This window comes from Geminicoccus sp. (assembly GCF_035556675.1).
Lineage (GTDB): Bacteria > Pseudomonadota > Alphaproteobacteria > Geminicoccales > Geminicoccaceae > Geminicoccus.
Genome location: NZ_DATMFZ010000010.1, coordinates 14,031 through 39,569, shown reverse-complemented (window position 1 = coordinate 39,569; position 25,539 = coordinate 14,031). Strand labels below are relative to the sequence as shown.

Genomic DNA, 25,539 nt, shown 5'->3' with positions numbered 1-25,539 from the left:
GGTGCCGGGAAAGCCGTGAAAGCCCACCGCGGCCACTTCGGCCAGCAGGTTGCGCTGGCCCATCAGGTCGAGCCAGTGGGCATCGAACGGGGAGGGGCCGCACAGCACTGCCTGCCAGCCGCGCTGCCGCGTCCAGTAGGCGGCAGCTCCCACCATCTCGCAGAACAGCTGCCAGTCGTGGTCGACCCGCCAGTCCCAGTCGAGCAGGTTGTTGGGCTCGTTCCACAGCTCGACATGGCTGAAATGCCGGCCGTAGCGGGTCAGCACCATGTCGATGAAGTCGGCATAATCCAGGAGCCGGCGGGGCGGTCCGGCGGAGTGGCCGGTGCGCGACAAAGACGGCGGCGTGTAGTGCACGCAGGGCAGGAGATCGAATTCCCGGCCGAGGGTCGGGATCAGCCAGTCATACCACTCGGCACCACCGGGCGTATGGAACTCGGCCCAGGACAGGTGGGTGCGCAGGCGGGTGGCACCGGCCGAGCGCATCCCGGCTACCGCCTCGCGCACCCGGTCGTACTCGCCCTGGCGGAACCACTCGACGAAGCCAAACGGCCTTGCTGGGGGCGCTGCCCTCATGCGACCAGACCGCGCGCTTCGAGCTGCCGCTTGGCGTCCTCGCCGCGGTCCTGCGCGTCCTGGGCCCGGATCCACGCGGCCAGCTCGCCGACCTGGTCCTCCAAGTAGCCGCTCGGTGAATACCCCAGGAGATCCCGCGCCTTGCCGATGTCGGCAAAGCAGTGGCGGATGTCGCCGGCCCGGGCCTTGCCCAGGAACTGCGGCGCCAGCTCGGGCACGTCCATGGCGTCGGCCAGCAGTTCGGCAACCCGGGCGATGGTGTAGGCGCGGCCGCTGCCGATGTTCACCACATGGCCGGCGGCGGCCGGGCTGGTCATGGCCAGGTGGAAGGCCCTTGCCACGTCGCGCACATGGACGAAGTCGCGCTGCTGCTGGCCGTCCTCGAAGATGATCGGCGGCTGGCCGTGCAGGAGGCGCGCGCCGAAATTGGCGAGCACGCCGGTATAGGGGTTGGACAGGGCCTGGCCCGGGCCGAACACGTTGAACAGCCGGAGCGCCACCGTCTCGATGCCGTAGGCCGCGCCCGTGATCAGGCAGGCGCGTTCCTGCGCGTACTTGGTCAGGGCATAGATGGAGGCCAGGTCGACCTGCTTGGTCTCGTCGGTCGGCACCGGCACCAGCGGCACGCCGTCCGGCGCCACCGGATCCCAGCCGGAGGCCTCGCCGGCCATGCGGCGCACGGCACCCACCCGCGTCCCGTCCGCGGTCCGGTACAGCCCTTCACCGTACACGCTCATCGACGAGGCCACCACCAGACGGCGGCCCGGCTCGTCGATCATGTTCTCGAGCAATACGGCGGTGGCTAGGTCGTTGCCGCCGACATAGCGGGCGATCTCATACATGCTCTGGCCGACCCCGACCTCGGCGGCCAGATGGAACACGCCATCCACGCCCTGGAGGCCGCGCCGGACCAGGCCGGCATCGCGCAGGTCACCCTCCAGGAACTCCACCCCGGCGGGGAGCGACGGCTCCACATCGCCATGCACCTGCGGAACCAGGCCGTCGATCACGCGGACCTTGTGGCCCGCACGCAGGAGCTCATCGCACAGATGCCGCCCGATGAACCCGGCGCCGCCGGTGACGAGATAGGTCGCCGCCATCCATGTCTTCTCCGCCATCGCTGCCCGGGGCAGCCCTGCAGATCAACAGTTGCAGGCGGAGGTTGTTCCCGAAGAGGAAGATAAAGATGTAAAAGAAGATGCTTACGATACGGTAATTTCATGATGAGCGTGTCAACAGTACCGCACCAATGGCACGCTTCCGGATCGTCTGGTCACGCCGCTTCCAGAAAAGCAGTGCCGCCGGCCGGCCCCTTGTCTGGGCCGGCCGGCGGGTTCCAGGCGATCCTGCCCGGATCAGCGCTCTCGATCTCTGCTCGCATCATCCAGCACGGACGTGCCGGTCCGGGCACTGCCGGGCGAGGTTACCCCTGCCGATGCCGTGCTGCCGGTGCTGGACGGGCTGGAGCCGGTCGAACCGGTCGTGCCCGACCCTGCGGCACTGGTGCTCGACCCGGTGCCGCCTTCGCTCCGGCCGGCGCTGCCTGCCTTCTGCTTGGCCTTGTCGGCCGTGGCATCGATCGCCTGGTGAGCCTGCTCGGTCGCCGAATGGGCCGTCTCGCGGATCTTGTCGGCCGCCTGGGACACGGCACCGACGACCTTGTCGGTAACGCCGCTTTCCTGGACCGATTCGACCACGTTCCGGTAGGTGTCCGTCGCCACCTCCGCCGCATGCTCGTACTGCTGGTAGGCGGTATCGACCACTGCGTCCTTGAACTGGTCGGCGGTCTCGCCCACCAGGCGGTTCTCCATCCGGGTGCGCGGCAGGGCAGCGCCCAGCAGCGCACCGATGGCGAGGCCGATGCCGCCCAGGACCAGCGGCTGGTCCTCGATCACCCGGCCGAACCGTTCCTGGGCATAATGGGCCGCCCGCTCGCTGGCGATCCGGGCCTGCTCGCTCAGATGGGCCGCCTCATGCGCCAGATGGCTGGCAGTGCCGCTGATCGCGTGCCCGGTCTGCTGCGCCCGATGCATGGCGCCCTGGTAGCCGGCCGTCGCCGCCTCGCTCGCCCTGTCATAGGCCGAGGCCGCTGCGTCGCTGGCCCGGCCATAGGTGGACGCCACCTCGTTCGAGACGCTGCTGGCAGCGCCGCTGATGGCGCTGGCCGCCGAATTGCCGGCACGGCTCACCGCGCTGGCGGCGTTGCTGCCAGCATCGCTCACCGCATGGAGCGCCGCTCCGCCGGTCTGGCCGACCGAGTGTGCCGCCGAGCTGGCCCGCTCCGTGATCGAGGGCGAATGGCCCTGGCTGCCCGAAGTAGCATACTGGCTGCCCGGCCGCGGCATGCTGTCCACGCCACTGCTGGTGCCGGTCGGGCGGTGCGGGACGCCGGTGCCATAGGCCGCCAGCGGCGCGCCCAGGCGCTCGTCGTCCGGATGCCAGCGGCGGCGGTCGTCATGGCCGAGCCGGCGCTGCACCGCCGGCTGGCCACCCAGCATCAGCCAGCCGATCCCGGCACCGACCAGCAGGAGCGGCAGGGGGTTGTCCCGGACCTGGCGGCCCAGGTTCTGGGCGAGCTCGGTGCCGTTCGAGGTCTTCATGTAGTCCATCGCCTGGTCGACCAGCTGGCCGGGCGACATGCGCTCGCTGAGCTCGGCCAGGGTGCGGCGCACCTGATCACGGCTGTTCTCGACCTCGCGCTCGATCTCGTTGCTGGACTTCTCGTCGTAGCTGCTCATCGCACCTGCTCCCTGGCCACGGCAGCATCACGCTGCAGCTGCTCGACCGTCTTGGTCGGCATCAGCCGGGCCGCCTTGAGATTGTTGATGCCCTTCTGCAGGGCGACGTAGCCGATGATGCCGACCACGACCGCCACGATCAGGAAGCCCCAATGGGTTCCGAGGCCGGCCACCGCGAGCCAGGCCACGATCGCGTGCAGGAGCATGATGAAGGCGCCCAGCAGGATGACGCCGCCGACGCCCACCGACGCCGATGCCGTGCCGACCTGCCCGGCCTTCTCGGAAAGCTCCGCCTTGGCGAGCTGCACCTCCTTGCGAAACAGGGTGGTGACGTTCTCGATCAGATCGGAGAACAGGGAAGTGATGGGACGATCCTGGATCATACGCCGGACCCTCCACCGGTCGGTCCGCGGCTGCCCGAGCCCTTGTGCGACGGGTCGGCCTTGGCGCTGCTGGTGCCGGCGACGCTGCTGACGGCACCGCTGGTCGCTCCGGCGAGCTCGGCTGCCTGGCGCACGCCCGTCGTGGAGGAAGTGCCCGCCATGGAGGACGCGCCAGCCATGGAAGTGGTGCCACCTACGGAAGAGGCGCCACCCACCGAGGAGGTGCCGGTACCGGCAGCGGGGCTGGTAGAGCTGGGGGTACGGGATGCGTCATAGCCCGTGCTGCTCTGGGTAGCGGTGTCGGCCCGGCCGGTGCCGCCATGGCCCATGCCGCCCGACCGGATGCCCTCCTCGCCCGAACCGGGATAGCTGCCGGTGTAGCCGCCTGACGAGCGATGGGTGTCGCCGTACTGGCTGTCCGGCCGGCTGCCGCCCTGGTAGCGGCCGCCCTGATAATAGCCACCTCGGTAGTGGCCACCCTGATCGTAGCCCTGGCTGTCCTGTGGACCGCGGCCCTGGTAGCCGCCACTACCGTAATAGTTCTGGCTGCCCGGCGCGGCCGAACTCTTGAGGAAGCGGGACAGGGCGAAGCCGGCGAGCACGGTGAGGCCGAAGAAGACCACCGGTTCGCGTCGTGCGTAGTCCGTCGCGTCCTGCAGGATGTCGCCGATCTTGCGGTTGCGCAGGGAGTCCGAGAGTTCGTTGGCCGAGCTGGCTGCCTGCCGCACGAACTGGGCAAGCTGCGGCGAGCTTTGCTCCAGCTCATCCGCGGCCCGGCTCGCAGCACGGGCGATCCCGCTCACCTGCTCGGCCCCGGCCGCCTTCTGTTCCTCGACCAGGCCCTGTGCCCGCTCCCTGGCGGCATCGGCCACTTCACGGCCCTGATTCTTGAGGTCGTGCGCGAGGCTCTTGCCCTCGCTCCTGAGATCCTCGCCCAGCCGGTTCGCTTCCGCCTTCGTCTGGTCGACGGTGTCACGGGCAGCGCCCTTGGCCGCGCCGACCTGCTGATCGGCTTCCTTCCGGCTTCCGGTAAGTCCGGTGTTCGTCGACGGGGAAGTCAGGGTAGGATCCGTTCGGTAGTCCGTCGAGCCCGTAGCCATGACAATAACCTTTGGTTGGTGCGTCTCCACACGGTGAGATCTGCAGACGGAAGCGCCCGTGCGGTCGGATTTCACCAGTAGATCATGGTAAAAACCGCGATCATGAACTTGATGACGACCAATGGCTGCGAGCTCGAATTCCGTCCTGTCTCCGCCTGGATTGCGTCCTCGAACCTGAGCCCATTGAACAAGAGCAGTTCGTCAAAGTTCCATCGGCCGCCGTGCAATCTGCACCGCCGGTCCGGATGACGGGGCGGCGCTCGCGAGCGGAACCATGGGCCAGGGCATCACGTTGCGCTGCGAGCAGAACGAGGAGGCGGAACATGGCCAATCGCATTGATCAGACCACTGGCTCCGGCGCTTCGACACCGCGGCCGGGCCAGGGTGACGGCAACGCCGATCCGGGCCTCGAGCAGGCGGTCGACCGGGCCGTGCCCGATGCGGAGAAGCTGGCGAACCGCGGCGCGGAGAACCCGATCACCCGCCAGGTCGAGAAGGCGGTCGACGAGCGTCAGCCGAAGCCCGGGCCGTCCACGCTGCAGGGCAACGACCGGGCGGGCTGACCGTTCGCAGGCGCCAGCAACTGCATGGTGAGCTCAATGTATTACCTGGCGCTTGCCACCGACTATGACGGCACGATTGCCGAGCATGGACGCGTGGATCGGGCCACGCTCGAGGCACTTCAGGAGCTGAAGAAGTCGGGGCGGCGCCTGATCATGGTGAGCGGCCGCGAGCTGCCGGACCTGCAGCGGGTCTTCCCGGAGCTGGAGCTGTTCGACCTGGCCGTGCTGGAGAATGGCGGGCTGCTCTATGAACCGGCCAGCAAGACCGAGACGGTGCTGGGCGAGCCCCCGCCTCCGGCCCTGGTCGAGCGGCTCCGGGCCGAGGGGGTCGAGCCGCTCTCGGTCGGCCGCTGCATCCTCGCCACCTGGACGCCGCACGAGCACAACGTGCTGGCGGCGATCCGGGAACTCGGCCTGGAGCTGCAGATCATCTTCAACAAGGGTGCGGTGATGGTGCTGCCGCCGGGCGTCAACAAGGCGTCCGGCCTGCATGCCGCGCTGGAGCGGCTGGGCATCTCGGCACACAACGTGGTGGGCGTGGGCGACGCGGAGAACGATTACGCCTTTTTGGCTGAGTGCGGGGTCGCGGTGGCGGTGGCCAATGCCTTGCCGGCGCTGAAGGAGGCGGCCGAGATCGTGACGGAGGCCCCACGCGGGGCAGGCGTGGCCGAACTCGTCTCAGCACTGCTGGACAACGACCTGGACGACCCGCGTGCCGCGCTGCGGCGCAAGGTGCCATTCGCCCGGCCGGTCGACGACGGCGAAGATGCCGCGATGATCGAGCTGGATCCGCGCGACGGGGCCACGCTGATCGCTGGGATCTCGGGCGGGGGCAAGTCGACTATCGCCACCACGGTGCTGGAGCGCTGCGTCGAGCGGGGCTTCCAGTTCTGCGTGATCGACCCGGAAGGCGACTACGGCGAGTTCAAGGACGCGATGGTGCTGGGCGACGCGCAGCAGCCGCCCGTGCTCGAGGAGGTGGTGGAACTGCTGGGCTCGCGCATGGAGAACGTGGTGGTCAACCTCCTGGGGTTCGACATCGACGAGCGGCCAGGCTTCCTGATGCGCCTCCTGCCGGAGATCCAGCGCCTGCGCGCCGAGGCCGGCCGGCCGCACTGGCTCTTGATCGACGAGGCCCACCACATGTTTCCGCGGGAATGGGTGCCGGCCGAGGCGGTCGTGCCGGAATGCCTGCCGGCCACCCTCATGATCACCGTGCACCCGGAATCGCTGGCGCCGAAGCTCGCCCGGACCGCCACCACGGTGCTGGCGGTCGGCAGCGACCCGAAACGGGTGCTGGAGGAGTTCGGGCAAGTCTCGGGCAAGCCGGTGGGCGAGGTGCCCGCCGCACCGCTGGAGCCGCGCCACGGCATCCTGTGGCAGGACGGGGCGGTCCAAAAGGTCGAGGTGGACCCGCCCAAGGAGCGGCTGAAACGCCATGTGCGCAAGTACGCCCAGGGCGATCTCGGCCCGGAGCGGAGCTTCTATTTCCGCGGGCCGGACGGGAAGCTCAACCTGCGCGCCAACAACCTCATGATCTTCCTGCAGATCGCCGAGGGCGTCGACGACGCGACTTGGCTGTTCCACCTCCAGAATGGCGACTATGCGCGCTGGTTCGAGGGGGCGGTCAAGGACGACCGGCTCGCCAAGGAGGTCCGCGAGCTGCCCGAACAGGCCGATCCCGCGACGAGCCGCCGGGCGGTCAGGGAAGCGATCGAGCGCCACTACACGGTGGCGGTCAAGGCGCAGGACTGAGCGCGGCGGCCCCACATGGTCCGTTCAGCGGCACTCCATCGTGCCCGGCGGGACGTCCGGCGACCATTTCCACGACTTTGCCTCGGGAATTCGGAACCTGCCGTCCGGCGCGGGGTTTGCCAGCCAGTGAACCGCACGTGGAGCGATGATGGCCCCGGCAGCCGACACCGTGATCATCACCGGCAGCAACGGCTTCCTGGGGACGGCGCTGGCCCGCCGCCTGATGGAGCGCTACCGGGTGATCGGCCTGGACGTCAGCCTGCCCAGGCAGCCGGTCGAGGGCATGACCTCGCTGGAGTTCGACCTGGCCTCGGAGGACAGCGTGCGCGCTGCCGTCGCCGAGGCTAGGCGGATCAGCGGCGGGCCGATCGCCTCGGTCATCCACCTGGCCGCCTATTACGACATCACCGGCGAGGACCATCCGCTCTACCAGAAGATCACGGTGGACGGCACCGGGCGGCTGATCCGGGCGCTCCGGGACGGCCAGACCGGGCAGTTCGTGTTCGCCAGCACCATGCTGGTGCATGCGCCGGCCGAGCCCGGCGTGCGCATCGACGAGGACCACCCGATTGATCCGCCCTGGGCCTATCCGGCCTCCAAGGTCGCGGCGGAGCAGGTGGTGGAGGCGGAGCGCGGCGACATCCCGACCGTGATCCTGCGCCCGGCCGGCATCTACGACGACGACGGCAGCGCCGCCTTCCTCGCCCAGCAGATTGCGCGGATCTATGAGCGGCTGCCGACCGCCTACCTGTTCGCCGGCGACCTCGACCGCGGCCAGCCCTACCTGCACCTGGACGACTTCGTGGACGCAGTGTTCCGAATCGTGGAGCGGCGCCAGGAGTTGCCAAAGCATACTGCCTTCCTCCTGGGCGAGACCAACACCCCCACCTATCGCGAGATGCAGCGCACGCTCGGCCGGCTGATCCATGACGAGGACTGGCGGACGCTGTCCCTGCCCAAGCCGCTGGCCCAGGTCGGGAGCTGGATGCAGACCGAGGTCCTGGAGCAGGACAGCTACATCAAGCCGTGGATGACCTCGATGTCCGAGGATCACTACGAGCTCGACATCTCGCGTGCGGAGCGGCTGCTGGGCTGGCGGCCGCAGCACGACGTGATGGCGACCCTGCCCGGCATCGTCGCTCGCCTGAAGCGGGACCCGCCCGGCTGGTACGCCCGCAACAAGCTCGACCCTTCCACGGTGGCCGCCGCCGATCCGGTGATCGAGCAGGCGGCCGAGCAGATCGGGCATCTGTCCGAGGCACGGCTGCGCCAGGCCGACGAGGCGATGGAGCAGGAGCGCGACCGGACCGACTGGTGCCATCTGCTCAACATGATGCTGGGCGCCTGGCTGGTGGCCTCGCCCTTCATCCACGGCCTGTTCGATCCGGTTGGCCCGCTGCCGCCCCCGCCGGCACTGGGCCATGAGCTGCCTGATGCTTCCGTGCGCAACTGGTGGCTGGGGATCAGCGAGATCGTCACCGGGCTGCTGGTCATCCTGTTCTCGAAGCTGGCGCTCGACCGCGGGCGCGGCTGGGCGGCCTGGGTGGTGGCCGGGCTCGGCTGCTGGCTCCTGCTGGCCCCGCTCCTGTTCTGGACCACCAGTGCCGCCGCCTATGGCAGCGACACGCTGGTGGGCTTGCTGCTGATCACGTTCGCGGTGATCATCGCCCCCCAGCCCGGCATCGCGCGGGAAGCCCTGGCCACGGAGGGCGACCGGCCGCTCGGCTGGTCCTACTCGCCCTCCAGCTACACCCAGCGTGCGCCGATCGTGGCGCTGGCCTTCGTCGGCCTGTTCGTGTCGCGCTATCTCGCCGCCTACCAGCTCGGCCACATCGACAGCGTCTGGGACCCGTTCTTCGGGCCCGGCACCAACGAAGCTGCGAACGGCTCGGTCGCGGTGATCACTTCGGCCGTGTCCAAGGGTTTTCCGATCGCGGATGCCGGCTTCGGTGCTGCCGCCTACATGCTGGACATCGTGACCGGTGCCGCCGGTGACCGGCGCCGCTGGCGGACCATGCCCTGGCTGGTCCTGCTGTTCGGCATGCTGATCATCCCGCTGGGTGCGGTCAGCCTGATCTTCATCATCATCCAGCCGACGATCATCGGCGCCTTGTGCACGCTCTGCCTGCTCCAGGCGGCGGTGACGGTGATCCTGATCCCCTACTCGGTCGACGAGGTGCTGGCGACCTGCCAGTACCTGATCCGGGCGAAGCGCGCGGGCCTGCCGTTCTGGCGCACGCTCTGGCGCGGCGGGCCGGCCTTGTCGGACGACAAGGACCCGTCGCCCGGCTTCAGCCAGCCGCTCGGCAGCCTGATGGTTGAGTTCCTGAAGGGCGGGGTCAATTTCCCCTGGACCCTGGCGGCCTCGACCGCGATCGGCGTCCTGCTGATGGCCACGCCCCTGTTCCTGGGCACCAGCGGCGAGCTGTACTTCAGCCACCACATCATGGGCTGCCTGGTGATCACCATCGCGGTGACCGCCATGGCCGAGATCGCGCGCGCTCTCCGCTTCCTGAACGTGGCGATCGGTGCCTGGGTGGTCGCCTCGCCGTTCGTCCTGGGCGGGGCGGGGCTGGCCGATCAGATCGCCGCGGTGGTGCTGGGCGGCCTGCTGGTCGTGCTCAGCCTGCCGCGTGGCGAGCGCAGCGAGGAGGACTTTGGTGGCTGGAACCACCTGATCGTCTGAGGAGGGGCCATGCCGGACAAGGTTCAGGGCTGGCGACGGCGGGAGATGCTGGGGGCGATCGCGGCGGCACCGCTGCTTGTGGCGGGACCGGCCGCCGCAGCACCCGCGACCCGCACGGTGCCGTCATCCGGTCGGGCCGTGCCGGCCGTCGGGCTCGGCACCTGGATCACCTTCAACGTGGGCGACGATCCGGTGCTGCGCGACGAGTGCGCGGACGTGATGGCGGCGTTCTTCGCAGCCGGCGGCGGCATGATCGATTCCTCGCCGATGTACGGCTCGTCGCAGCCGGTGATCGGCCATGGCCTCACCAAGCTCGGCCCCCCGCCCGGCCTGTTCGCCGCGGACAAGGTCTGGACGTCCGGGGACGGGGCGGCGCAGATCGAGCGATCCCGCCAGTTCTGGGGCGTGCCCCGCTTCGACCTGCTCCAGGTCCACAACCTCGTGGACTGGGAAAGGAAGCTGCCGCTGCTCCAGGAAATGAAGGCGGCCGGGCAACTCGGTCATGTCGGCATCACCACTTCGGAAGGGCGGCGCCACGACGAGTTTGTCCGGGTAATGGAGGGGCACCGGCTCGACTTCGTCCAGGTGACCTACAACGTGCTGGACCGCGAGGTGGAGGAACGGATCCTGCCGCTGGCGCAGGACCGGGGCATCGGCGTGATCGTCAACCGGCCGTTCCGGCAGGGTGCGCTCACCCGCTCGCTGGAGGGGCAGCCGCTCCCGCCGGTCGCGGAAGATCTTGGCTGTAAGAGCTGGGGGCAGCTGCTCCTGAAGTTCATCCTGGCCCATCCGGCGGTGACCTGCGCCATTCCGGCGACCACGCGGGTGGATCACGTGCAGGAGAACCTGCAGGCGGCCGAGGGTCCGCTGCCGGATGCGGCCCTGCGCCGCCAGATCGCCGCCGACGTCGAGGCGGTGCTGTGATCGACGACTGGGGCAGCTACGCGCTGGAGGATTTTCTCCTGTTCGCGCCGCGCACCTATTTCCGGCTGATCGAGCTGCACCACGCGGCGGTGTGGCCGGCGCAACTGCTGGCGGGCGCGGCACTGGTGCTGGTGGGCGTGCTGATATGGCGCGGCCATGGCCTGCGCGCGGTCGTGCTGGTGCTGGCGGCAGGCTGGCTGTTCGTGGCCTGGGCCTGGTTCTGGCTGCGCTACGCCACGATCAACTGGGCGGCGGGCGGGGCCGCACTGGCCTTCCTGCTGGAGGCGCTGGCCCTGCTGGCGCTGGGCCTGTCCGGCCGGCTCGGCCTTGCCGGCCCGGGCCGCCGCCGCGCCGCCGTGGGCCTGTTCGCCGCTGCCTGCCTCCTGCCGATCGTCACAGCACCGCTCGCGGGGCGGAGCTGGCAGCAGGCCGACCTGGCCCTGGTCCTGCCCGATTCGACCGCGCTCGCGACGCTGGCGGTGCTGGCCGGCTGCACCGGCTGGTGGCGCTGGCTGCTGGTGCCCGTCCCGCTGCTGTGGTGCGCGGTGGCCGGGCTGACGCTGCTGGCCATGGCAGCCCCGGATGCCTGGCTGGTGCCTTGCCTGGCCCTGCTCCTGCTGGCGGGTGGCATCGGCCTGGCCTGGTGGGACCGGGCGCACCTGGGGGGCCGGCAGCCCCGGCAGCCCCGGCAGCACTGCGCATGACTGTTTCCGGATGTTATGACGGGACCGGGGCCGGAGCGGCGGAAACGTCGGCCGGGACGCCTGCCCTCCCATCGAGGATCGAGATGACCGAGGAGCATGACACGAACCCACCGGCCGAGGCGGAGCCGCCAGCGATCCTCCAGCCCGGCCGGAACTGCTGGCGGATTGCCCCTGCGTCCCGCGCGGCCCTCCTGCCCGATGCCGCCACCTACTTCGCCCGGCTCGCCCAGGCCTTCCAGCAGGCCCGTCACTCGATCCTGATCATCGGCTGGGACTTTGACGGGCGGATCCGGCTCTGCCCCACGGAAGAAACCTGCCAGCCGCTGGGTGCCATGCTGCGTCAGCTGGTGGAGGCCAAACCGGAACTGGAGATCCACATCCTGGTGTGGAGCTTCGCCGTGGTCCATGCGCCGAGCGCCCCGTCGGAGCTGCTGCTGAATCAGGCCTGGGAGCAGCATCCGCGCATCCACCTGAAGCTCGACCGCGAGCATCCGGTCTATGCGGCGCATCACCAGAAGATCGTCTGCATCGACGACCAGCTGGCCTTCGTGGGCGGGATCGACCTGACGGTGAAGCGCTGGGACACCTGGCGCCACAAGGCCCGTGACCGGCGGCGGATCGACCCCGAGGGCGACCTCTACGAGCCGGTCCACGACATGCAGATGGCGGTGGAGGGGAAGGCGGCCGAGGCGGTAGCGGCCGTGGCCAGGTCCCGCTGGCAGCGCGCCCGGGGCGAGGAGCCGCCGCCCGTGCCCGCTACGGAGCGGGGCGAGCTCTGGCCGCCCGGCCTGGAGCCGCAGTTCATCGATACGGAGGTGGCGGTGGCGCGCACCCTGCCGGCCTGGCGCACCTTTCCGCCCGTCCACGAGATCAGCGCGCTGACGCTCGACGCGATCGCGGCGGCCCGAAGCTGCATCTATATCGAGGCGCAGTACTTCGCCAATTTCGAGGTGGCCGAACTGCTGGAGCAGAGCCTACGCCAGCCGACCGGGCCGGAGGTCGTGGTGCTGATGAGCCGCCGCCTGCCCGGCACGCTCGAGCAGTTCATCATGGGCCGCAACCGGGACCGGGTGCTGCGCCGGTTGATGCGGGCCGACCGGCACGGTCGGTTCGGCGGCTACTACACGTGCAGCCCGTCGCCTGGCGGCGATATCGACATCCTGATCCACGCCAAGCTGATGATCATCGACGACCGGTTCCTGAAGGTCGGGTCGGCCAACATCAACAACCGCTCGGTCGGGCTGGACACCGAGTGCGACCTCGCGATCGAGGCACAGGGCGACGCGGACCGCCAGTCGATCGCCACCATCCGGCGTCAGCTCCTGGCGGGCCATCTTCGCGTGACGCCGGAGGAATTGCGGGCGGCCACGGTCGAGCATGGCTCGACCATCCGCGCGATCCGGGCACTGCAGGCGCAAGGCAAGGGGCTGCGCGACTTTGCCGGGGTCAGCCCGAACGGCCGGATCGGGCCGGTGATCGGCACGGCCCTGCTCGACCCGAAGGAGCCGATCGGCGAACGCTGGCGACGGCTCGGCCGGCGGCGGTCCGGGCGGGCCACCCTTGCACCTTCCTGACGCTCAGGCCGGGGCCGGGTTGGACTGCCCCGTCTGCTCCTGTCCCTGCCTGCCGCGTGCCCGAAACACCAGCTCGGTCAGCAGGAAGATCGTGCCGCCGATCGCGAGCGGGATGAAGAAATAGATGCAGCGGAACGCGATCAACCCGCCGATCACGTCCTCACCCTTGAGGATGAACATCACCACGCTCTCGATCACCCCGAGCCCGCCCGGCACGTGCGAGATCAGGGTGGTGACGTTGGCGATCACGAAGATGGCGGCGATGCCGAGATAAGGCATCTCGGTGAACGCGGCGAGTGATTGGTGGAGGCAGGCGGCGACCAGCATGAAGTTGGTCGTGCCGATCACGACCTGCGCTATCGCCAGGCGCAGGCCCGGCATCTGGAAGGACCAGCGCCACAGGTGCAGCGGCCGGCGCAGGAAGGCCGCCAGCACGAGATAGAGGGCCACGAGGGCGAGGCAGCCGGCACCCAAGGCCAGCATGGCCGGCTCGCCCAGGCCGGTGATGCGCTGGCCGAGGTCCGGGCGGACCAGCAGGCCGGCACCTCCCAGCGCTATCAGGCCGATCCCGACGGTCAAACCGCAGAACAGGATGACCTTGGCGACCTCCTCGTTGCTCAGGCCCCAGCGGGAATAGAAGCGGTAGCGGATCATGCCGCTGCTGAGGGCGGCCATGCCGATCGTGTGGCCCATGGACAGGCTCAGGAACGAGGCCAGCGCCACCTGCGGGTAGGGCAGGCGCTTGCCGACATAGCGGGTCGCCATCCAGTCGAAGCCGGTCAGGCACAGATAGCTGAGTGCTGCGAACAGGCCGGCCAGGAGCAGGTTGCCCACCGGCACCGACGCGACCGAATCGACCAGCTCCTGCCAGCTGTAGCGCGAGAAGGTCCGGTAGAGCAGAAAGGCGGCGAGGCTCACGGCAGCCACGCTGACGCCGACCGTCACCCAGCGTCGCCACGGTCGTCCTTTGCCCTGCGCGCCCTCCGGCGGGCTGCTCTCATCCGCGCTGGCTGCCTGCATCGATCCGGTGATCCCGTGGCCGCGGCGGCGGTCACTTCCGCCGCCATCCTCCTGTCATCAACCGGACAGGACGGGCGCGGCTCCGGAGGCCGTAGGATGATCCGCCTCCGCCGGATCGGGCAGATCGCCCACCTGGAAGTCCATCACCAGCGGCAGATGGTCGGAGGCCAGCCGGGTCAGCTTGGTCCGCACCACGCTCACCCGCTCCACCGCGACTGGGCCCCGGTAGAACAGGTGGTCGAGGGCCATGATCGGCATGCGGCTCGGGAAGGTGGGGAGGCGCCGGCCCGGCTGGCTGCCCTGTGCCTCGTGCAGGTGACGGCGCAGCCGTCGGAACGTGGCGCTGGCCGAAGGTGCGTTGAAGTCACCGGCCAGGATCAAAGGCGGCTGGCAATTGGGATGGCCCAGCCAGTCAGGCCCCAGCAGGGCGTGGCTCTGCAGGAGGCGCTCCGCACCCAGCAGGCCCAGATGGGTGTTGATCACCTGGAGCGGCCGGCCCGCCACGCTGATCTCGGCCCAGAGCGCGCCACGCGGCTCCAGGAACAGGCCGCGCGCCGGCCCGGGCAGGGGACTGGCCCGCACCAACCGGCAGGGCAGGGTGGACAGGATGGCGTCGCCATACTGCTCCTCCAGCACGGTGACCGCCGGGTGGAACAGCATGCTCATGCCGAGCCGCTGGGCGATCAGCTCTGCCTGGTGGACCCCGCCGCTGCGGGCGCGGCCGACATCGAGCTCCTGCAGGGCCACGATGTCCGGCTCGAGTGCCGCCAGCACCTCGGCGATGCGCTCCGGTGCGTGACGGCGGTCGGTGCCGATGCAGCTATGGACATTGTAGGTGACGATGCGCGGCACGGCCCGGCTCTCCATGCGGGGAAGGCTGCTATGGAGATCAGCTTTCCTTCACCTCGATCCCTGCCAGGCGCTCATAGACCTTGACCACCGCGGCATCGTCCTCGCCGCCGAACCCGGCCGCCGCCGCTGCCAGGAACTGCTGGTGGGCCGCCGCCGCGACCGGCAGGGGAAAGCGCAGGCTGCGCCCGGTATCCAGCACCAATCCCAAGTCCTTGACGAAGATCTCCACGGCAGAGTGGGGCGTGAAGTCGCGTGCCAGCATGTGCGGGACGCGATTCTCGAACATCCAGGAACGCCCGGCGGCGTTGCTGATCACCTCGAACAACTCCTTTGCGTCCGCCCCGGCACGCACGCCCAGCGCCATGGCTTCCGCGGCAGCCGCGATATGCACGCCGGCCAGGAGCTGGTGGACGGTCTTGACCGTGGAACCGATCCCGATCTTCGGGCCAAGGCGGAACACCTTGGCAGCACAGGCATCCAGCATGGGCGCTGCCTTGGCGAACGCCGCCTCGCTGCCCGAGGCCATGAAGGTCAATTCGCCCGTGCCGGCCCTGGCGGCACCACCCGAGACGGGGGCGTCCAGATAGGGATGGCCGGCTGCCTCGACCCGCTCGCCGATCCGCACCGCGTCCTCGGCGGGGATGGTGGCGCTCGACACGACGACCGCACCCCCGGGCAGGGCGGCAAGGGCACCGTTCTCGCCGAACAGGGCGGCCTCGAGCTGGTCGGCATTGACCACCATGACCAGCAGGATGTCGGCTCCGGCGGCCGCCTCGGCCGGCGAGGCCGCGGCGGTGATACCGTCGATACGGGTCGGGCGGATGTCGTAGCCGGTGACCTTCAGGCCCCCGGCGCTCGCGGCACGGGCCATGCCGCCACCCATCGAGCCGAGGCCGATCACGCCGAGATGCACGGGTCGTTCTCCTTGTGGTCCTGGACCGAACCTGCGCTGCCCATCCCGTGCAGGCAAGCGGTGCCGTCGATCGCCTTGCGGGCGCTTACGCTGCCCGGGACGCCGCACTAGGATCCCGGCCCGCTCAACAGGGAGACGATGATGACGGAACTCGCCACGCGCGAGATCGGGACGACGGGCCTAGCCGTGCCGGTCCTGGGGTTCGGGTCGGCGCCGCTCGGTGACATCTACGAGAAGATCCCGGAGGAGCGGGCGCTGGCCACGGTGCAGGCGGCCTACGATACCGGCTGCCGGCTGTTCGATACGGCGCCGCTCTATGGCTACGGCCTGTCCGAGCACCGGGTCGGCCATGTGCTGCGCCGGCAGCCGCGCGATTCCTACGTGCTCTCGACCAAGGTCGGCCGCTGGCTGAAGCCGACGCCGCCGGAGCAGATCGACCGCGGCCAGTGGGTAGGCGGGCTGAACATGCAGCCGGTCTACGACTATTCCTATGACGGCACCTTCCGCGAGGTGGAGCACAGCCTGCAGCGGCTGGGCGTCGAGCGGATCGACATCCTGTTCATCCACGATGTCGACATCTGGACCCACGGCACCCGCGAGGCCTACGAGCAGCGCTACAAGGAGGCGGTCGAGGGGGCCTTCCGGGCACTGGCCGAGCTGCGTTCGCAGGGCGTGGTCAAGGCGATCGGGATGGGCGTGAACGAGATCGAGCCGTGCAAGCGGCTGGCGACCGATGCCGATCCCGACGTGTTCCTGCTCGCCGGCCGCTATACCCTGCTGGAACAGGAGGGCCTGGACGATCTGATGCCGCTGGCACGGCAGAAGAAGTTCAGCTTCCTGCTGGGTGGGCCGTTCAATTCCGGCATCCTCGCGACCGGACCAGTCCCGGGGGCGAAGTACAACTACAAGCCCGCACCGCCGGAGATCCTGGAGCGGGTCCGCCGGATCGAGGCGGTCTGCCAGCGCCACGGCGTGCCGCTGGCCGCAGCGGCGATCCAGTTCCCGCTGGGCCTGGCGGAGGTGGCGTCGATCATCCCGGGTGCGGTGAAACCCGAGGAGGTCCAGGCCAATGTCCGGCTGATGACCCACCGGATCCCGGCGGATCTCTGGGCGGAACTGCGCCACGAGGGTCTGCTGCGCGAGGGCAGCCCAGCACCGGGCTGAGGCCCCGCTCGGGCCGGTGCAAGAGCACCGGCCCAGGCGTTCGCAGCCTGTTCCGGATGCCTGGCAATGGATGATGGAAGATGCTGGAGATATTCCGGGAGAAAGTTTTGTCCGACTGGAAGTCGCGAATTGGCTCATGTCAAAGCGGCAGATTGATTTGTGAAATAATTGTGCTGACATATTGATAATATCTTGGTGTATTTATTGAAGTAAATATTGAAATTTTTGGAATCAATACTTCTTGAATTATTCGTGAGCTTGGCGGAAGATGATGCTGGTAACCAGGGTGATCTGCCCTGCATCGCCCGTGGCGGCGTTTGCCGGAAAGGGAGGTTGCAATGATCCACGCCAAGCTCATCGGGGCGCTGTGCGCCGCGTTCTGCCTTGCCGCCGTGGCAGGTGATGCGGTCCAGGCCAAGGATGGCGACCACCGGGGCGATCGGCCTCGCAACGTCTTCGTGGTGAAGCTCGACAGCTTCCAGGAAGTCCCGACCCTGGTCACGCCGGGCAGCGGCAGCGCCACGCTGCGCATCGACGGCAGCACGATCAAATATGTGCTGGAGTATCGCGCCACCGAGAGTACCGTGACTCAGGCGCATATCCATATCGGGCGCAGAGCGGTCAATGGCGGCATTTCCGCCTTCCTGTGCACCAATCTCGGCAACGGCCCGGCCGGCACGCCCGCCTGCCCGAAGTCCGGGCGCGTGTCCGGAACGATCCGGCAGGCGACAGGTCCCGCAACTCAGGGGGTCGACAATATCGCGGAGCTGATCCGCGCGATCCGGGCCGGTGCGGTCTATGTCAACGTGCACTCGACCAAGTATCCGGCCGGCGAGATCCGCGGCGACGTGCATCGCCACGGACATCACTGAGCCGGTCGCCGGTACGGCCGCGGGCCGGGCGATCCCCCCGCGGCCCTCTCTTCAGCGGGGCCGGCCGACCGCGATCAGGCTCTGGCCCCAGGTGACCAGCTCGTCGCGGCCGTCATTGTCGACGTCGTAGAGCAAAGGAAACGCCGTCCACGCCTCGTATTCGTTGGCGGTGGCCACCTGCTTCACCTTGCTGCCCTTGAGATTCCAGTACCAGCTGTTCGTCAGGATCTTGCTGCCGGCACTGTTGAACACGTTGCCGAACATCGAGACCAGCTCGTCGGTGCGGGTGTCGCCGTCGAGCTCGGCGTTCTGCATCGGCACGACGCGGTGGCCGATGGTGCGGACGATCTTGCCGTCCTTGTCGAGCACGTAGCTCTTGGTGGTATCCGAGCCGCGCTCGGTGACGGTGATCGACAAGGGCTTGGGGGCTGGGTCGAGCTGGGCGATCGACAGCTCCTGCGGGTTCTTGATTTCCTTGGGCATGGTCCAGAGCCGCTTGCAGTCGGCGGCGTTGAAGCCACCGCCGCCAGTGGCGCCCAGCGCCACGGCAGTGAACCGGCTGGAGGCGGGATCGAGCTGGCCGACCCGGATCGCGTCGACATGGTCCTTGCTGTTCCAGCCGCTCAGGGAGCAGCGGATCTTGCCGTTGAAGTCGAGCGCATACTTGCCGGCGAAGAAATACTCCATGTAACCGTCACCGTTCGTGTCCACCCCGGCGGTCTGATGGCCGGCATGGCAGGTGTCGGTGGTCCAGAGCAGCTTCAGGTTGGTGTCGTAGGCGGCGACCCTGGTATAGTTGTCGACATAGTTCTTGCTGTCGCACTTGGCGCTGCCGCCCGGCTGCTGCTGGGCGACGATCACGATCGGCTTCTTGTCCGACTGCTTGCGGTAGACCGAGATCAGGCACAGGCTGCCAGCCGAGTTGCTCTGGCCGCTCAGGCTGACCTTGCGGATCTCCTTGCCGTTGGCGCCGTTGCGGGCGACCAGCAGCCTGGTGGAGCCGGACTGCCAGCAGTGGAGGACGTCCTCCTTCTTGTCGCCGTTCAGGTCCAGGATCGCGGCGGTGTCGCGATGGGTCCAGGCTTCCTTGCCCTGGCGCCGGCCGGAACTGTTGCTGATCTCCCAGATCTTGTTCCCCTTGCCGCCATAGAGCCGCATGATCCGGTGGCCGTTCCAGTGCAGGAACTCGGCCGTGCCGTTGTTGTTGAAGTCGAGCGGCAGGAGGCTGGAGAACACGTTGTCCAGCGCGTTCCCGTCGAGCTCGATCTGGTTGACGATGTCGATGGCGAGCTTGCTCTTGCCGTTCTTGGCACTGCCCGCACGCGCGATCGGCACGAACTCCATGCCCCGATGCGCGGTGCGCTGCAGCTTCACGCGATCGTCCAGGCGCCTTGCCAGTACGTCGTCGTTCGCCGCACCGGCCAGGGCTGCCTGACCGGCCAGGCCGGTGATCGGGGCTGCCTCCGTGGCCAGCGCCGTGCCCGCAGCCGGAGCGGACACCGCCAGCAGCACGGCAGCGATGCCCATCGCTCCGCGAATACGCATCATGATCCTTCTCCGGTCATAAACCGGCCATGGCGGAGCGTCGGCAAACGGCTGGCCATGGCCATGGCTCGTGAAGTTGTCGAAAGTTCTATCGATCTATTCGACTCTGAATTGCTTATGTCTACCTTTAATTCGCCTAAAAGTAGCGTAAATCATTCCATCCTGCTAGAGAACATGTTGCGTCACGGCTGGATCATTAATGTATTATTATTCATCTTCCGGAAGAATTGCCGAATTTCGCCGACGCTTTGGCGTATCTGTCAAACGCCTGCCAATTCTGGCTTTTTTCTGCATGCAGCAGCGGCGGGCTCCTGGACCCGAATTCGGAATTATTACTGGAAATTCTGGTGACGTGACCCGCAGGCCACCGCCTGTTGCGCCGGCTGGTCAGTCCGCCGGATTGCTGCCGGGCACGCGCTCGTGCTGGCGCCGCCACATCTGCGCATACAGGCCGCCATGCGCCAGCAGCCGGTCATGGTCGCCCCGTTCGACCACCTTGCCCCGCTCCAGGACCAGTATCTCGTCGGCGTCCACCACCGTGGAGAGGCGATGCGCGATCACCAACGTGGTGCGGCCGGCTGCTACTTGGCGTAGTTCCGCCTGCAGCGCCTGCTCGGTGCGGCTGTCGAGCGCCGAGGTGGCCTCGTCCAGGATCAGGATCGGCGGGTCCTTCAGCACGACCCGCGCCATGGCCACCCGCTGCTTCTCCCCGCCGGACAGCTTGAGCCCGCGCTCGCCGACCACGGTGTCGTAGCCCTCCGGGAGCAGGCGGATGAAGTCGTGGATCTGCGCGGTCCGCGCCGCGGCCTCGATCTCCTCCTGGCCGGCGTCCGGCCGCGCATAGGCGATGTTGGCGCGGATCGTGTCGTTGAACAGCACCGTGTCCTGCGGCACCACGCCGATCGCCTGGCGCAGGGAGCGCTGCTGCAGTGTGCGCAGGTCCTGGCCGTCGATCCGGATCTGGCCGGAGCTCACGTCGTAGAAGCGGAACAGCAGGCGCACCACCGTCGACTTGCCGGCCCCGGACGGGCCGACGATCGCCAGCTTGCGGCCGGGCGGGATGGTGAAGGACAGGTCGTCCAGGATCGGCCGGCGCGGGTCATAGGCGAAGCTGACATGCTCGAAGCGCACCTCGCCGCCGGCCAGCGCCAGCTTCCGGGCGTCCGGGGCATCGGCCACCTCGGGCTTCAGGCCGGACAGGCCCGCCAGGTTCTCCAGGTCGATCAGGGACTGGCGCAACTCCCTATAAAGCACGCCCAGGAAGTTCAGCGGCAGATAGAGCTGCAGGATGAAGGCGTTGACCAGCACCACGTCGCCCACCGTGGCCTCGCCCGCCACTACCCGTGCCGCGGACAGGCCCATCAGCACGGTCACGCCGATCGCGATGATGGCGGCCTGGCCGGTGTTCAGCAGCGAGAGCGAGGTCTGGGAGCGGACGGCGGCTTCCTCGTACTGCGCCATCGCCTGGTCCAGCCGCCGGGTCTCGTGCTCCTCCGCGGTGAACGCCTTGACCATCTCGTAGTTGATCAGCCCGTCCACCGCCTGGCCGGCGAACAAATTGTCCAGCCGGTTCATCTCGCGCCGGTAGCGGGTGCGCCAGTTGGTGGTCCAGATGGTGAAGGCCGCATAGACCGCGATCGTGACGAACACGGTGAGCGCCCAGCTCCAGGGATAGAGCCGGAGCAGGATGCCCAGCACCAGGACCAGCTCGACCAGGACCGGGCCCATGGCGAACAGGGCGGTGGTGAGCAGGAAGCTGATCGCCTTCACCCCGCGTTCGACTGAGCGGCCGAGCTCGCCGGTGCGGCGCTCCAGGTGGTAGCGCAGCGACAGGTCGAACAGGTGGCGATACACGCCGATCGCCACCCGTCGCCCGGCCCGCTCGCCCACCCGGGCGAACAGGGCGTCGCGCAGCTCCTGGAACAGGGCAGCACCCAGCCGGGCCGCACCATAGGCGATCAGTGCCACCAGCGGGATGGTCAGAAGGTCGGCCGGCACGCCCAGCGCGTCGACCACCCGCTTGAGGAAGAACGGCACCTGGATGTTCAGGAGCTTGGCCGCCACCATGGCGATGCTGGCCAGCACCACCCTGACCCTCAGGCCGGGCTCCCCCTTCGGCCAGAGATAGGGCAGCACGAAGGCCAGCAGGCGCCGCAGCTCCGCCAGTCCTGCCCGTGGCTCGCGTGCTGGCTCGATCGACCCCTGCATCCGCTCTCCGCTTGCCCGATCCGGCCCAGAAAGCAGAGCGGATGCTGGCGATGGCCGCTCGTTACGCGGCTGGCTGGAACGGGTCCAGGAAAACCGGGCTCAGTCGAGTTCCAGCTCGACCGCGACCGGCTGGTGGTCGGACAGGTCGCCCGGCAGGATCCGGCAGGAGCGGACCAGCGGCGCCAGGCCCGCAGTCACCAGCACATAGTCCAGCCGGCGCGGCGCCACCTGCGGATCGTCCCACCAGGTCATGCCTTCCTCCTCCGCGTGGCCGCTGAGCGTCCAGGCGTCGGCGAACCCGTCCAGATGGGCGACCCGGCCAAAATGCGGGTCGCAGGCGCCCACGAGCCGGGCATAGGCCGGCTCCTTCGGCGTCAGGTTGAAGTCGCCGACCAGCACCATGTCCGGCGGCACCGGGGGTGCCTGGATCTCCTCTCCCCACCAGGGATGGTCGCGCCCGGCGGCACCGTGCGAGATGCCGCCGGACAGGGCCGCCTCGCGGTAGAGCCGGAGCAGGGCGTCCGCCTGCTCCAGGCGCAGGTCGGCCTGGGCATGGTCCAGATGGGTCGAACAGAAGCGCAGGTGCCGGCCGGACGGCAGCTCTAGGATCGTGTCGAGCGCGATTCGGGCACTGGTCGGGATGCCCATGGCCGCGCGCCTGGGCAGGGTCACCGAGTTGGCAATCAGGATCGGGAAGCGGGAGAACACCGCATTGCCGAACTGGCGACGCACGGCACCCTTGGGGCCCGGCCCGTGCTGCTTCAGGATGTCGGTGGCGGGGCCGTAGACATGGTAGTGGTCGGGCAGCAGCTCGGCCAGCCGCGCCACCTGGTCGACCTCGCCGGTCCGCCGCCAGAAGCGCTCCACTTCCTGCAGGCCGATGATGTCGAACGGGCGCAGGAGATCGGCCTGGCGCTCCAGGTCGACCCGGTCGTCGCGGCCGCGGCCATACTGGATGTTCCAGGTAACGAGCGAGATCATGCGGTCGGATCCAGGGTGAAGAGGTTCTGCGGGCGGGTCACGCCACGCAGCGCATAGCGGCCGAGTGAGACCAGACGATGACGCTCGGCCGGTGCCGCCAGGGCGAATGCCTCACTCAGGATCACCGGCTGGTCCAGGCTGCGCGACAGGGCGGCGATCCTGGCCACCTGGTTCACCGCCTGGCCCAGCACGGTGAAGTCCATCCGGGTGGTGCTGCCGAAATTTCCGTAGAGCAGTTCGCCATGGTGCAGCGCCACGTACACGCTCGTGGTCGGTGCGCCGCGCTGGGCCCGCTGCTCGTTCAGCCGGGCCACGACCCGCCGCGTATCGTCCACCGCGGCCAGGGCACGAGCCGCACCATCGTCATGCTGGAACACGGCGAGGATCCCGTCGCCGGTGAACTTGAGCACGTTGCCGCCATGCCGCGCCAGCTCGTCGGAAATGGTCGCGGCATAGTCGTTGAGCAGCGCCAGCACGCCCTTGGGCGGCTTCTCGTCGGTGATCTTGGTGAAGTCGGCGAGATCCGAGTACCAGATCACCGCGCTGATCGGATCGGCCTGGCCGCGCAGGACATTACCGTCCAGCACCTTCTGCGCCGCATCGTCGCCGAGATAGACGCCCAGGAGGGTGCGCACGGTGAACAGCGCGGCATGGGCCTGGATGATCAGCACCAGGATGCTGGCGATGCGGCGGAGCCCCTTCGCGGTGGCCGCGTCGATCCGGAACCCGCCACCATGGGCGAAGGACATCCAGACGTCGTTGTCCACCGTGATGCGCAACGCGCCGCGCACCCGCTCGGTGAACAGCAGGTACTCGGTGACACCTTCCTCGCGCAGCTCCGCCAGGATCGGGAACCGCGCGGCCAGGCGCTCATCGTCGGTCGGCAACTGGATGGACTGGCCGCCCGTCTCGATCAGGTGACGGATCGGGCTCTTGATCCAGTCCTCGACGTCCCAGTTCTCCCGCCGCTCCATCATCAGCGACTCGACGCCCGTGGCTGGCCGCCAGCGCCAGCCCATGCCCTCGATGGTCGGATGGAGCAGGTCGCCGCCTGCCGCGAGGCGGAGGATCGGCAGGCCGATCGCGGTGAGCCTGGCCGCGACCAGGCCGATGAACTCGCCGGGATCGGGAAAGTCGGAAGCGCGGGCCAGCAGCTCGTCGCACAGGTCCAGGAGCTGGCCGGCACAGTCCGGGCAGCAGTCAGAAATTGCCTCGGCCATGCAGTTCCACCCCGGTGAGCAGCGAAATGAGGTGCGCCAGGCAGAGGACGATGCCGATGGTGCCGAGCGCCAGCCAGAACAGCGCCGGCACCAGCGGCGGCGGGGCCAGCCCGACCGGCCGGCGGTCCTGCCAGGCACCCAGGCCCGCCAGGAGCGTCGAGACGATCAGCCAGCCGATGGTCCAGGACATCGTCATGGTCGGGGCGCCGTGGCAGCAGGAATGAACATCGGCTGCATGTGCGCCTTGCCCGGGCACCGATCAAGCCATCGGGGCTGTGGCCGGCCGGACGCAGAGACGGAAGGGAACCGGGCAACCGTCCACGAGTCCTGCCTGTGCGCGAGCTTGCTTCCCTGGCCGGCACGCTACAGGACTGCCGTGCGATTCTCGAACCCGCTCCGGAACATGATGGCTGCTCCACCCCCCGAAGGCGCCGCGCACCTGTCCGACCGGCCTGGCACGACGCCGCTGCCGAGCCTGCCGGAGGTGCACGGCACCATCGCCGTGCCCGCTGCCGGCGGCTTCGTGCGCAAGCTCATGGCATTCCTGGGCCCGGGCTACCTGGTCGCGGTCGGCTACATGGACCCGGGCAACTGGGCCACCGGACTCGCCGGCGGCTCGGCATTCGGTTACACGCTGCTCTCGGTGGTCCTGCTGTCCTCGCTGATGGCGATCCTGCTGCAGGCGCTGTGCGCCCGGGTGGGGATCGCCACCGGCCGCGACCTCGCCCAGCTCTGCCGCGAGCGGTTTCCCAGGAGCATGGCCTACCCGCTCTGGCTCCTGGCCGAGCTGGCGATCTGCGCGACCGACCTGGCCGAGCTGATCGGCACGGCCATCGCGCTGCAGCTGCTGTTCGGCATCCCGCTGCTCTACGGCGTGGTGCTGACCGCGCTGGACGCCTTCCTGATCCTCTGGCTGCAGCACAAGGGCGTGCGCCGGTTGGAGGCGCTGGTGTTCGGCCTGATTACCCTGATCCTGGTCTGCTTCGTGGTGCAGATCGCCCTGGCCGACCCGGACTGGGGTGCGGTGCTGCAGGGCTACCTGCCAGCCGCCTCGATCGTCACCGACCAGCACCAGCTCTACATCGCCATGGGCATCATCGGGGCCACGGTGATGCCGCACAATCTCTACCTCCACACCGCCCTGGTGCAGTCCCGCGCGGTCGGGGACGAGGTCGCCCAGCGCCGCGAGGCGATCCGCTTCGCCAGCTGGGACAGCAGCATCGCGCTGGTGCTGGCACTGCTGATCAACTCCGCGATCCTGATCACCGCGGCCGCGGTGTTCCACGCAGGGGGGCGGACCGACGTCACCGAGATCCAGGACGCCTACCAGCTGATGGCGCCGCTGCTGGGCGGCAGCCTCGCGGCGATCCTGTTCGCGGTGGCCCTGCTGATGTGCGGCATCAACTCGACGGTCACCGCCACGCTGGCCGGCCAGGTGGTGATGGAAGGCTTCCTGCGCTTCAGGATCCCGCCCTTCCTGCGCCGCCTGATCACCCGGCTGGTCGCCATCGTGCCGGCGGTGGTGGTCACCTGGCTCTATGGCGAGAGCGGCACGGCCGAGCTCTTGATCCTGAGCCAGGTGATCCTGTCCCTGCAGCTGCCGTTCGCCGTCATCCCGCTCATGCTGTTCGCCTCGGACCGCCTGCGCCTGGGCCCGCTGATGGCGCCGCGCTGGCAGCTCCTGCTCGGCTGGACGATCGCGCTGCTGATCGTGGTCCTGAACCTGAAGCTGATCGCCGACTTCCTGCTCGGCGGCTGAGG

Annotated in this window: 21 protein-coding genes and 1 pseudogene; 9 read left to right on the top strand and 13 right to left on the bottom strand. The window is 68.7% G+C overall.

Annotated features, from left to right (window positions below):
• The 5 genes and pseudogenes from VNS22_RS00850 to VNS22_RS00830 all read right to left on the bottom strand — a co-directional run.
• Positions 1-576, bottom strand: a pseudogene (locus VNS22_RS00850) (NAD-dependent dehydratase); the annotation flags it as partial.
• Entirely contained in the window at positions 573-1,676 is a 1,104-nt protein-coding gene (locus VNS22_RS00845; protein WP_325728666.1) for an NAD-dependent epimerase/dehydratase family protein, read from the bottom strand. The pseudogene VNS22_RS00850 and the gene VNS22_RS00845, both read right to left, overlap by 4 nt.
• 255 nt (positions 1,677-1,931) lie before the next feature.
• Positions 1,932-3,314, bottom strand: coding sequence for a DUF3618 domain-containing protein (locus VNS22_RS00840; RefSeq protein ID WP_325728665.1), 1,383 nt, complete (start codon positions 3,312-3,314; stop codon positions 1,932-1,934).
• The gene (locus VNS22_RS00835) at positions 3,311-3,697 is read right to left on the bottom strand and encodes a phage holin family protein (RefSeq protein ID WP_325728664.1); all 387 of its coding nucleotides are present in this window, start codon (positions 3,695-3,697) and stop codon (positions 3,311-3,313) included. The genes VNS22_RS00840 and VNS22_RS00835 overlap by 4 nt, the downstream gene beginning before the upstream one ends.
• Positions 3,694-4,797 carry a hypothetical protein gene (locus tag VNS22_RS00830; RefSeq protein WP_325728663.1) on the bottom strand — a complete coding sequence of 368 codons (1,104 nt, stop codon included), beginning with the start codon at positions 4,795-4,797 and terminating at the stop codon, positions 3,694-3,696. Before VNS22_RS00830 ends, VNS22_RS00835 begins: the two co-directional genes overlap by 4 nt.
• Positions 4,798-5,120: 323 nt before the next feature.
• Here VNS22_RS00830 and VNS22_RS00825 point away from each other — a divergent pair, with 323 nt between their 5' ends.
• From VNS22_RS00825 to VNS22_RS00800, 6 genes are all read left to right on the top strand, one after another.
• Positions 5,121-5,360 carry a hypothetical protein gene (locus tag VNS22_RS00825; protein WP_325728662.1) on the top strand — a complete coding sequence of 80 codons (240 nt, stop codon included), beginning with the start codon at positions 5,121-5,123 and terminating at the stop codon, positions 5,358-5,360.
• Positions 5,361-5,384: 24 nt separating this feature from the next.
• Positions 5,385-7,115, top strand: coding sequence for an HAD-IIB family hydrolase (locus VNS22_RS00820; RefSeq protein WP_325728661.1), 1,731 nt, complete (start codon positions 5,385-5,387; stop codon positions 7,113-7,115).
• Between the two features lie 148 nt (positions 7,116-7,263).
• Positions 7,264-9,801, top strand: a complete 2,538-nt coding sequence (locus VNS22_RS00815) for an NAD-dependent epimerase/dehydratase family protein (protein ID WP_325728660.1) — start codon at positions 7,264-7,266, stop codon at positions 9,799-9,801.
• A gap of 9 nt (positions 9,802-9,810) precedes the next feature.
• Positions 9,811-10,725 carry an aldo/keto reductase gene (locus VNS22_RS00810; RefSeq protein WP_325728659.1) on the top strand — a complete coding sequence of 305 codons (915 nt, stop codon included), beginning with the start codon at positions 9,811-9,813 and terminating at the stop codon, positions 10,723-10,725.
• Positions 10,722-11,429, top strand: a complete 708-nt coding sequence (locus VNS22_RS00805; RefSeq protein WP_325728658.1) for a DUF6064 family protein — start codon at positions 10,722-10,724, stop codon at positions 11,427-11,429. Before VNS22_RS00810 ends, VNS22_RS00805 begins: the two co-directional genes overlap by 4 nt.
• Before the next feature lie 83 nt (positions 11,430-11,512).
• Entirely contained in the window at positions 11,513-13,003 is a 1,491-nt protein-coding gene (locus VNS22_RS00800; RefSeq protein ID WP_325728657.1) for a phospholipase D-like domain-containing protein, read from the top strand.
• A gap of 3 nt (positions 13,004-13,006) precedes the next feature.
• Here the strand turns inward: VNS22_RS00800 and VNS22_RS00795 are convergent, their stop codons facing one another.
• Genes VNS22_RS00795 through ltnD form a run of 3 tightly spaced genes read right to left on the bottom strand, consistent with a single transcriptional unit; the run spans position 13,007 to position 15,788 of the window.
• Positions 13,007-14,023 carry a lysylphosphatidylglycerol synthase domain-containing protein gene (locus tag VNS22_RS00795; RefSeq protein WP_325728656.1) on the bottom strand — a complete coding sequence of 339 codons (1,017 nt, stop codon included), beginning with the start codon at positions 14,021-14,023 and terminating at the stop codon, positions 13,007-13,009.
• Positions 14,024-14,080: 57 nt separating this feature from the next.
• The gene (locus VNS22_RS00790) at positions 14,081-14,875 is read right to left on the bottom strand and encodes an endonuclease/exonuclease/phosphatase family protein (protein WP_325728655.1); all 795 of its coding nucleotides are present in this window, start codon (positions 14,873-14,875) and stop codon (positions 14,081-14,083) included.
• Positions 14,876-14,912: 37 nt separating this feature from the next.
• Positions 14,913-15,788, bottom strand: a complete 876-nt coding sequence (ltnD, locus tag VNS22_RS00785; protein ID WP_325728654.1) for an L-threonate dehydrogenase — start codon at positions 15,786-15,788, stop codon at positions 14,913-14,915.
• Between the two features lie 141 nt (positions 15,789-15,929).
• Between ltnD and VNS22_RS00780 the strand changes: the two genes are divergently transcribed.
• Together VNS22_RS00780 and VNS22_RS00775 are read left to right on the top strand one after the other, a co-directional pair.
• A complete protein-coding gene (locus tag VNS22_RS00780; RefSeq protein WP_325728653.1) occupies positions 15,930-16,952 on the top strand; it encodes an aldo/keto reductase in 1,023 nt (340 codons plus the stop codon).
• A gap of 338 nt (positions 16,953-17,290) precedes the next feature.
• Positions 17,291-17,824, top strand: coding sequence for a CHRD domain-containing protein (locus VNS22_RS00775; protein WP_325728652.1), 534 nt, complete (start codon positions 17,291-17,293; stop codon positions 17,822-17,824).
• A 51-nt stretch (positions 17,825-17,875) separates the two neighbouring features.
• Here the strand turns inward: VNS22_RS00775 and VNS22_RS00770 are convergent, their stop codons facing one another.
• From VNS22_RS00770 to VNS22_RS00750, 5 genes are all read right to left on the bottom strand, one after another.
• A complete protein-coding gene (locus VNS22_RS00770) occupies positions 17,876-19,372 on the bottom strand; it encodes a hypothetical protein (RefSeq protein WP_325728651.1) in 1,497 nt (498 codons plus the stop codon).
• 384 nt (positions 19,373-19,756) lie between these two features.
• Complete coding sequence (locus VNS22_RS00765; protein ID WP_325728650.1) at positions 19,757-21,577, bottom strand: ABC transporter ATP-binding protein/permease; 1,821 nt, start codon at positions 21,575-21,577, stop codon at positions 19,757-19,759.
• 99 nt (positions 21,578-21,676) lie between these two features.
• Positions 21,677-22,558, bottom strand: coding sequence for an endonuclease/exonuclease/phosphatase family protein (locus tag VNS22_RS00760; RefSeq protein WP_325728649.1), 882 nt, complete (start codon positions 22,556-22,558; stop codon positions 21,677-21,679).
• The gene (locus VNS22_RS00755; RefSeq protein ID WP_325728648.1) at positions 22,555-23,778 is read right to left on the bottom strand and encodes an adenylate/guanylate cyclase domain-containing protein; all 1,224 of its coding nucleotides are present in this window, start codon (positions 23,776-23,778) and stop codon (positions 22,555-22,557) included. Before VNS22_RS00755 ends, VNS22_RS00760 begins: the two co-directional genes overlap by 4 nt.
• Positions 23,759-23,974, bottom strand: coding sequence for a hypothetical protein (locus tag VNS22_RS00750; RefSeq protein ID WP_325728647.1), 216 nt, complete (start codon positions 23,972-23,974; stop codon positions 23,759-23,761). The genes VNS22_RS00755 and VNS22_RS00750 overlap by 20 nt, the downstream gene beginning before the upstream one ends.
• A 210-nt stretch (positions 23,975-24,184) precedes the next feature.
• Between VNS22_RS00750 and VNS22_RS00745 the strand changes: the two genes are divergently transcribed.
• The gene (locus VNS22_RS00745; RefSeq protein ID WP_325728646.1) at positions 24,185-25,537 is read left to right on the top strand and encodes an Nramp family divalent metal transporter; all 1,353 of its coding nucleotides are present in this window, start codon (positions 24,185-24,187) and stop codon (positions 25,535-25,537) included.
• Positions 25,538-25,539 lie beyond the last annotated feature (2 nt).

Excerpts from the sequence above, each read along its gene's own strand:
- VNS22_RS00770 (WP_325728651.1), bottom strand. The coding sequence starts at position 19,372 with ATGATGCGTATTCGCGGAGCGATGGGCATCGCTGCCGTGCTGCTGGCG.
- VNS22_RS00750 (WP_325728647.1), bottom strand. The coding sequence starts at position 23,974 with ATGACGATGTCCTGGACCATCGGCTGGCTGATCGTCTCGACGCTCCTG.
- VNS22_RS00810 (WP_325728659.1), top strand. The coding sequence starts at position 9,811 with ATGCCGGACAAGGTTCAGGGCTGGCGACGGCGGGAGATGCTGGGGGCG.
- VNS22_RS00765 (WP_325728650.1), bottom strand. The coding sequence starts at position 21,577 with ATGCAGGGGTCGATCGAGCCAGCACGCGAGCCACGGGCAGGACTGGCG.
- VNS22_RS00835 (WP_325728664.1), bottom strand. The coding sequence starts at position 3,697 with ATGATCCAGGATCGTCCCATCACTTCCCTGTTCTCCGATCTGATCGAG.
- VNS22_RS00775 (WP_325728652.1), top strand. The coding sequence starts at position 17,291 with ATGATCCACGCCAAGCTCATCGGGGCGCTGTGCGCCGCGTTCTGCCTT.
- VNS22_RS00760 (WP_325728649.1), bottom strand. The coding sequence starts at position 22,558 with ATGATCTCGCTCGTTACCTGGAACATCCAGTATGGCCGCGGCCGCGAC.
- VNS22_RS00840 (WP_325728665.1), bottom strand. The coding sequence starts at position 3,314 with ATGAGCAGCTACGACGAGAAGTCCAGCAACGAGATCGAGCGCGAGGTC.
- VNS22_RS00815 (WP_325728660.1), top strand. The coding sequence starts at position 7,264 with ATGGCCCCGGCAGCCGACACCGTGATCATCACCGGCAGCAACGGCTTC.
- VNS22_RS00845 (WP_325728666.1), bottom strand. The coding sequence starts at position 1,676 with ATGGCGGCGACCTATCTCGTCACCGGCGGCGCCGGGTTCATCGGGCGG.
- VNS22_RS00755 (WP_325728648.1), bottom strand. The coding sequence starts at position 23,778 with ATGGCCGAGGCAATTTCTGACTGCTGCCCGGACTGTGCCGGCCAGCTC.
- VNS22_RS00830 (WP_325728663.1), bottom strand. The coding sequence starts at position 4,797 with ATGGCTACGGGCTCGACGGACTACCGAACGGATCCTACCCTGACTTCC.
- VNS22_RS00800 (WP_325728657.1), top strand. The coding sequence starts at position 11,513 with ATGACCGAGGAGCATGACACGAACCCACCGGCCGAGGCGGAGCCGCCA.
- VNS22_RS00825 (WP_325728662.1), top strand. The coding sequence starts at position 5,121 with ATGGCCAATCGCATTGATCAGACCACTGGCTCCGGCGCTTCGACACCG.
- VNS22_RS00795 (WP_325728656.1), bottom strand. The coding sequence starts at position 14,023 with ATGCAGGCAGCCAGCGCGGATGAGAGCAGCCCGCCGGAGGGCGCGCAG.
- VNS22_RS00780 (WP_325728653.1), top strand. The coding sequence starts at position 15,930 with ATGACGGAACTCGCCACGCGCGAGATCGGGACGACGGGCCTAGCCGTG.
- VNS22_RS00820 (WP_325728661.1), top strand. The coding sequence starts at position 5,385 with ATGGTGAGCTCAATGTATTACCTGGCGCTTGCCACCGACTATGACGGC.
- VNS22_RS00745 (WP_325728646.1), top strand. The coding sequence starts at position 24,185 with ATGGCTGCTCCACCCCCCGAAGGCGCCGCGCACCTGTCCGACCGGCCT.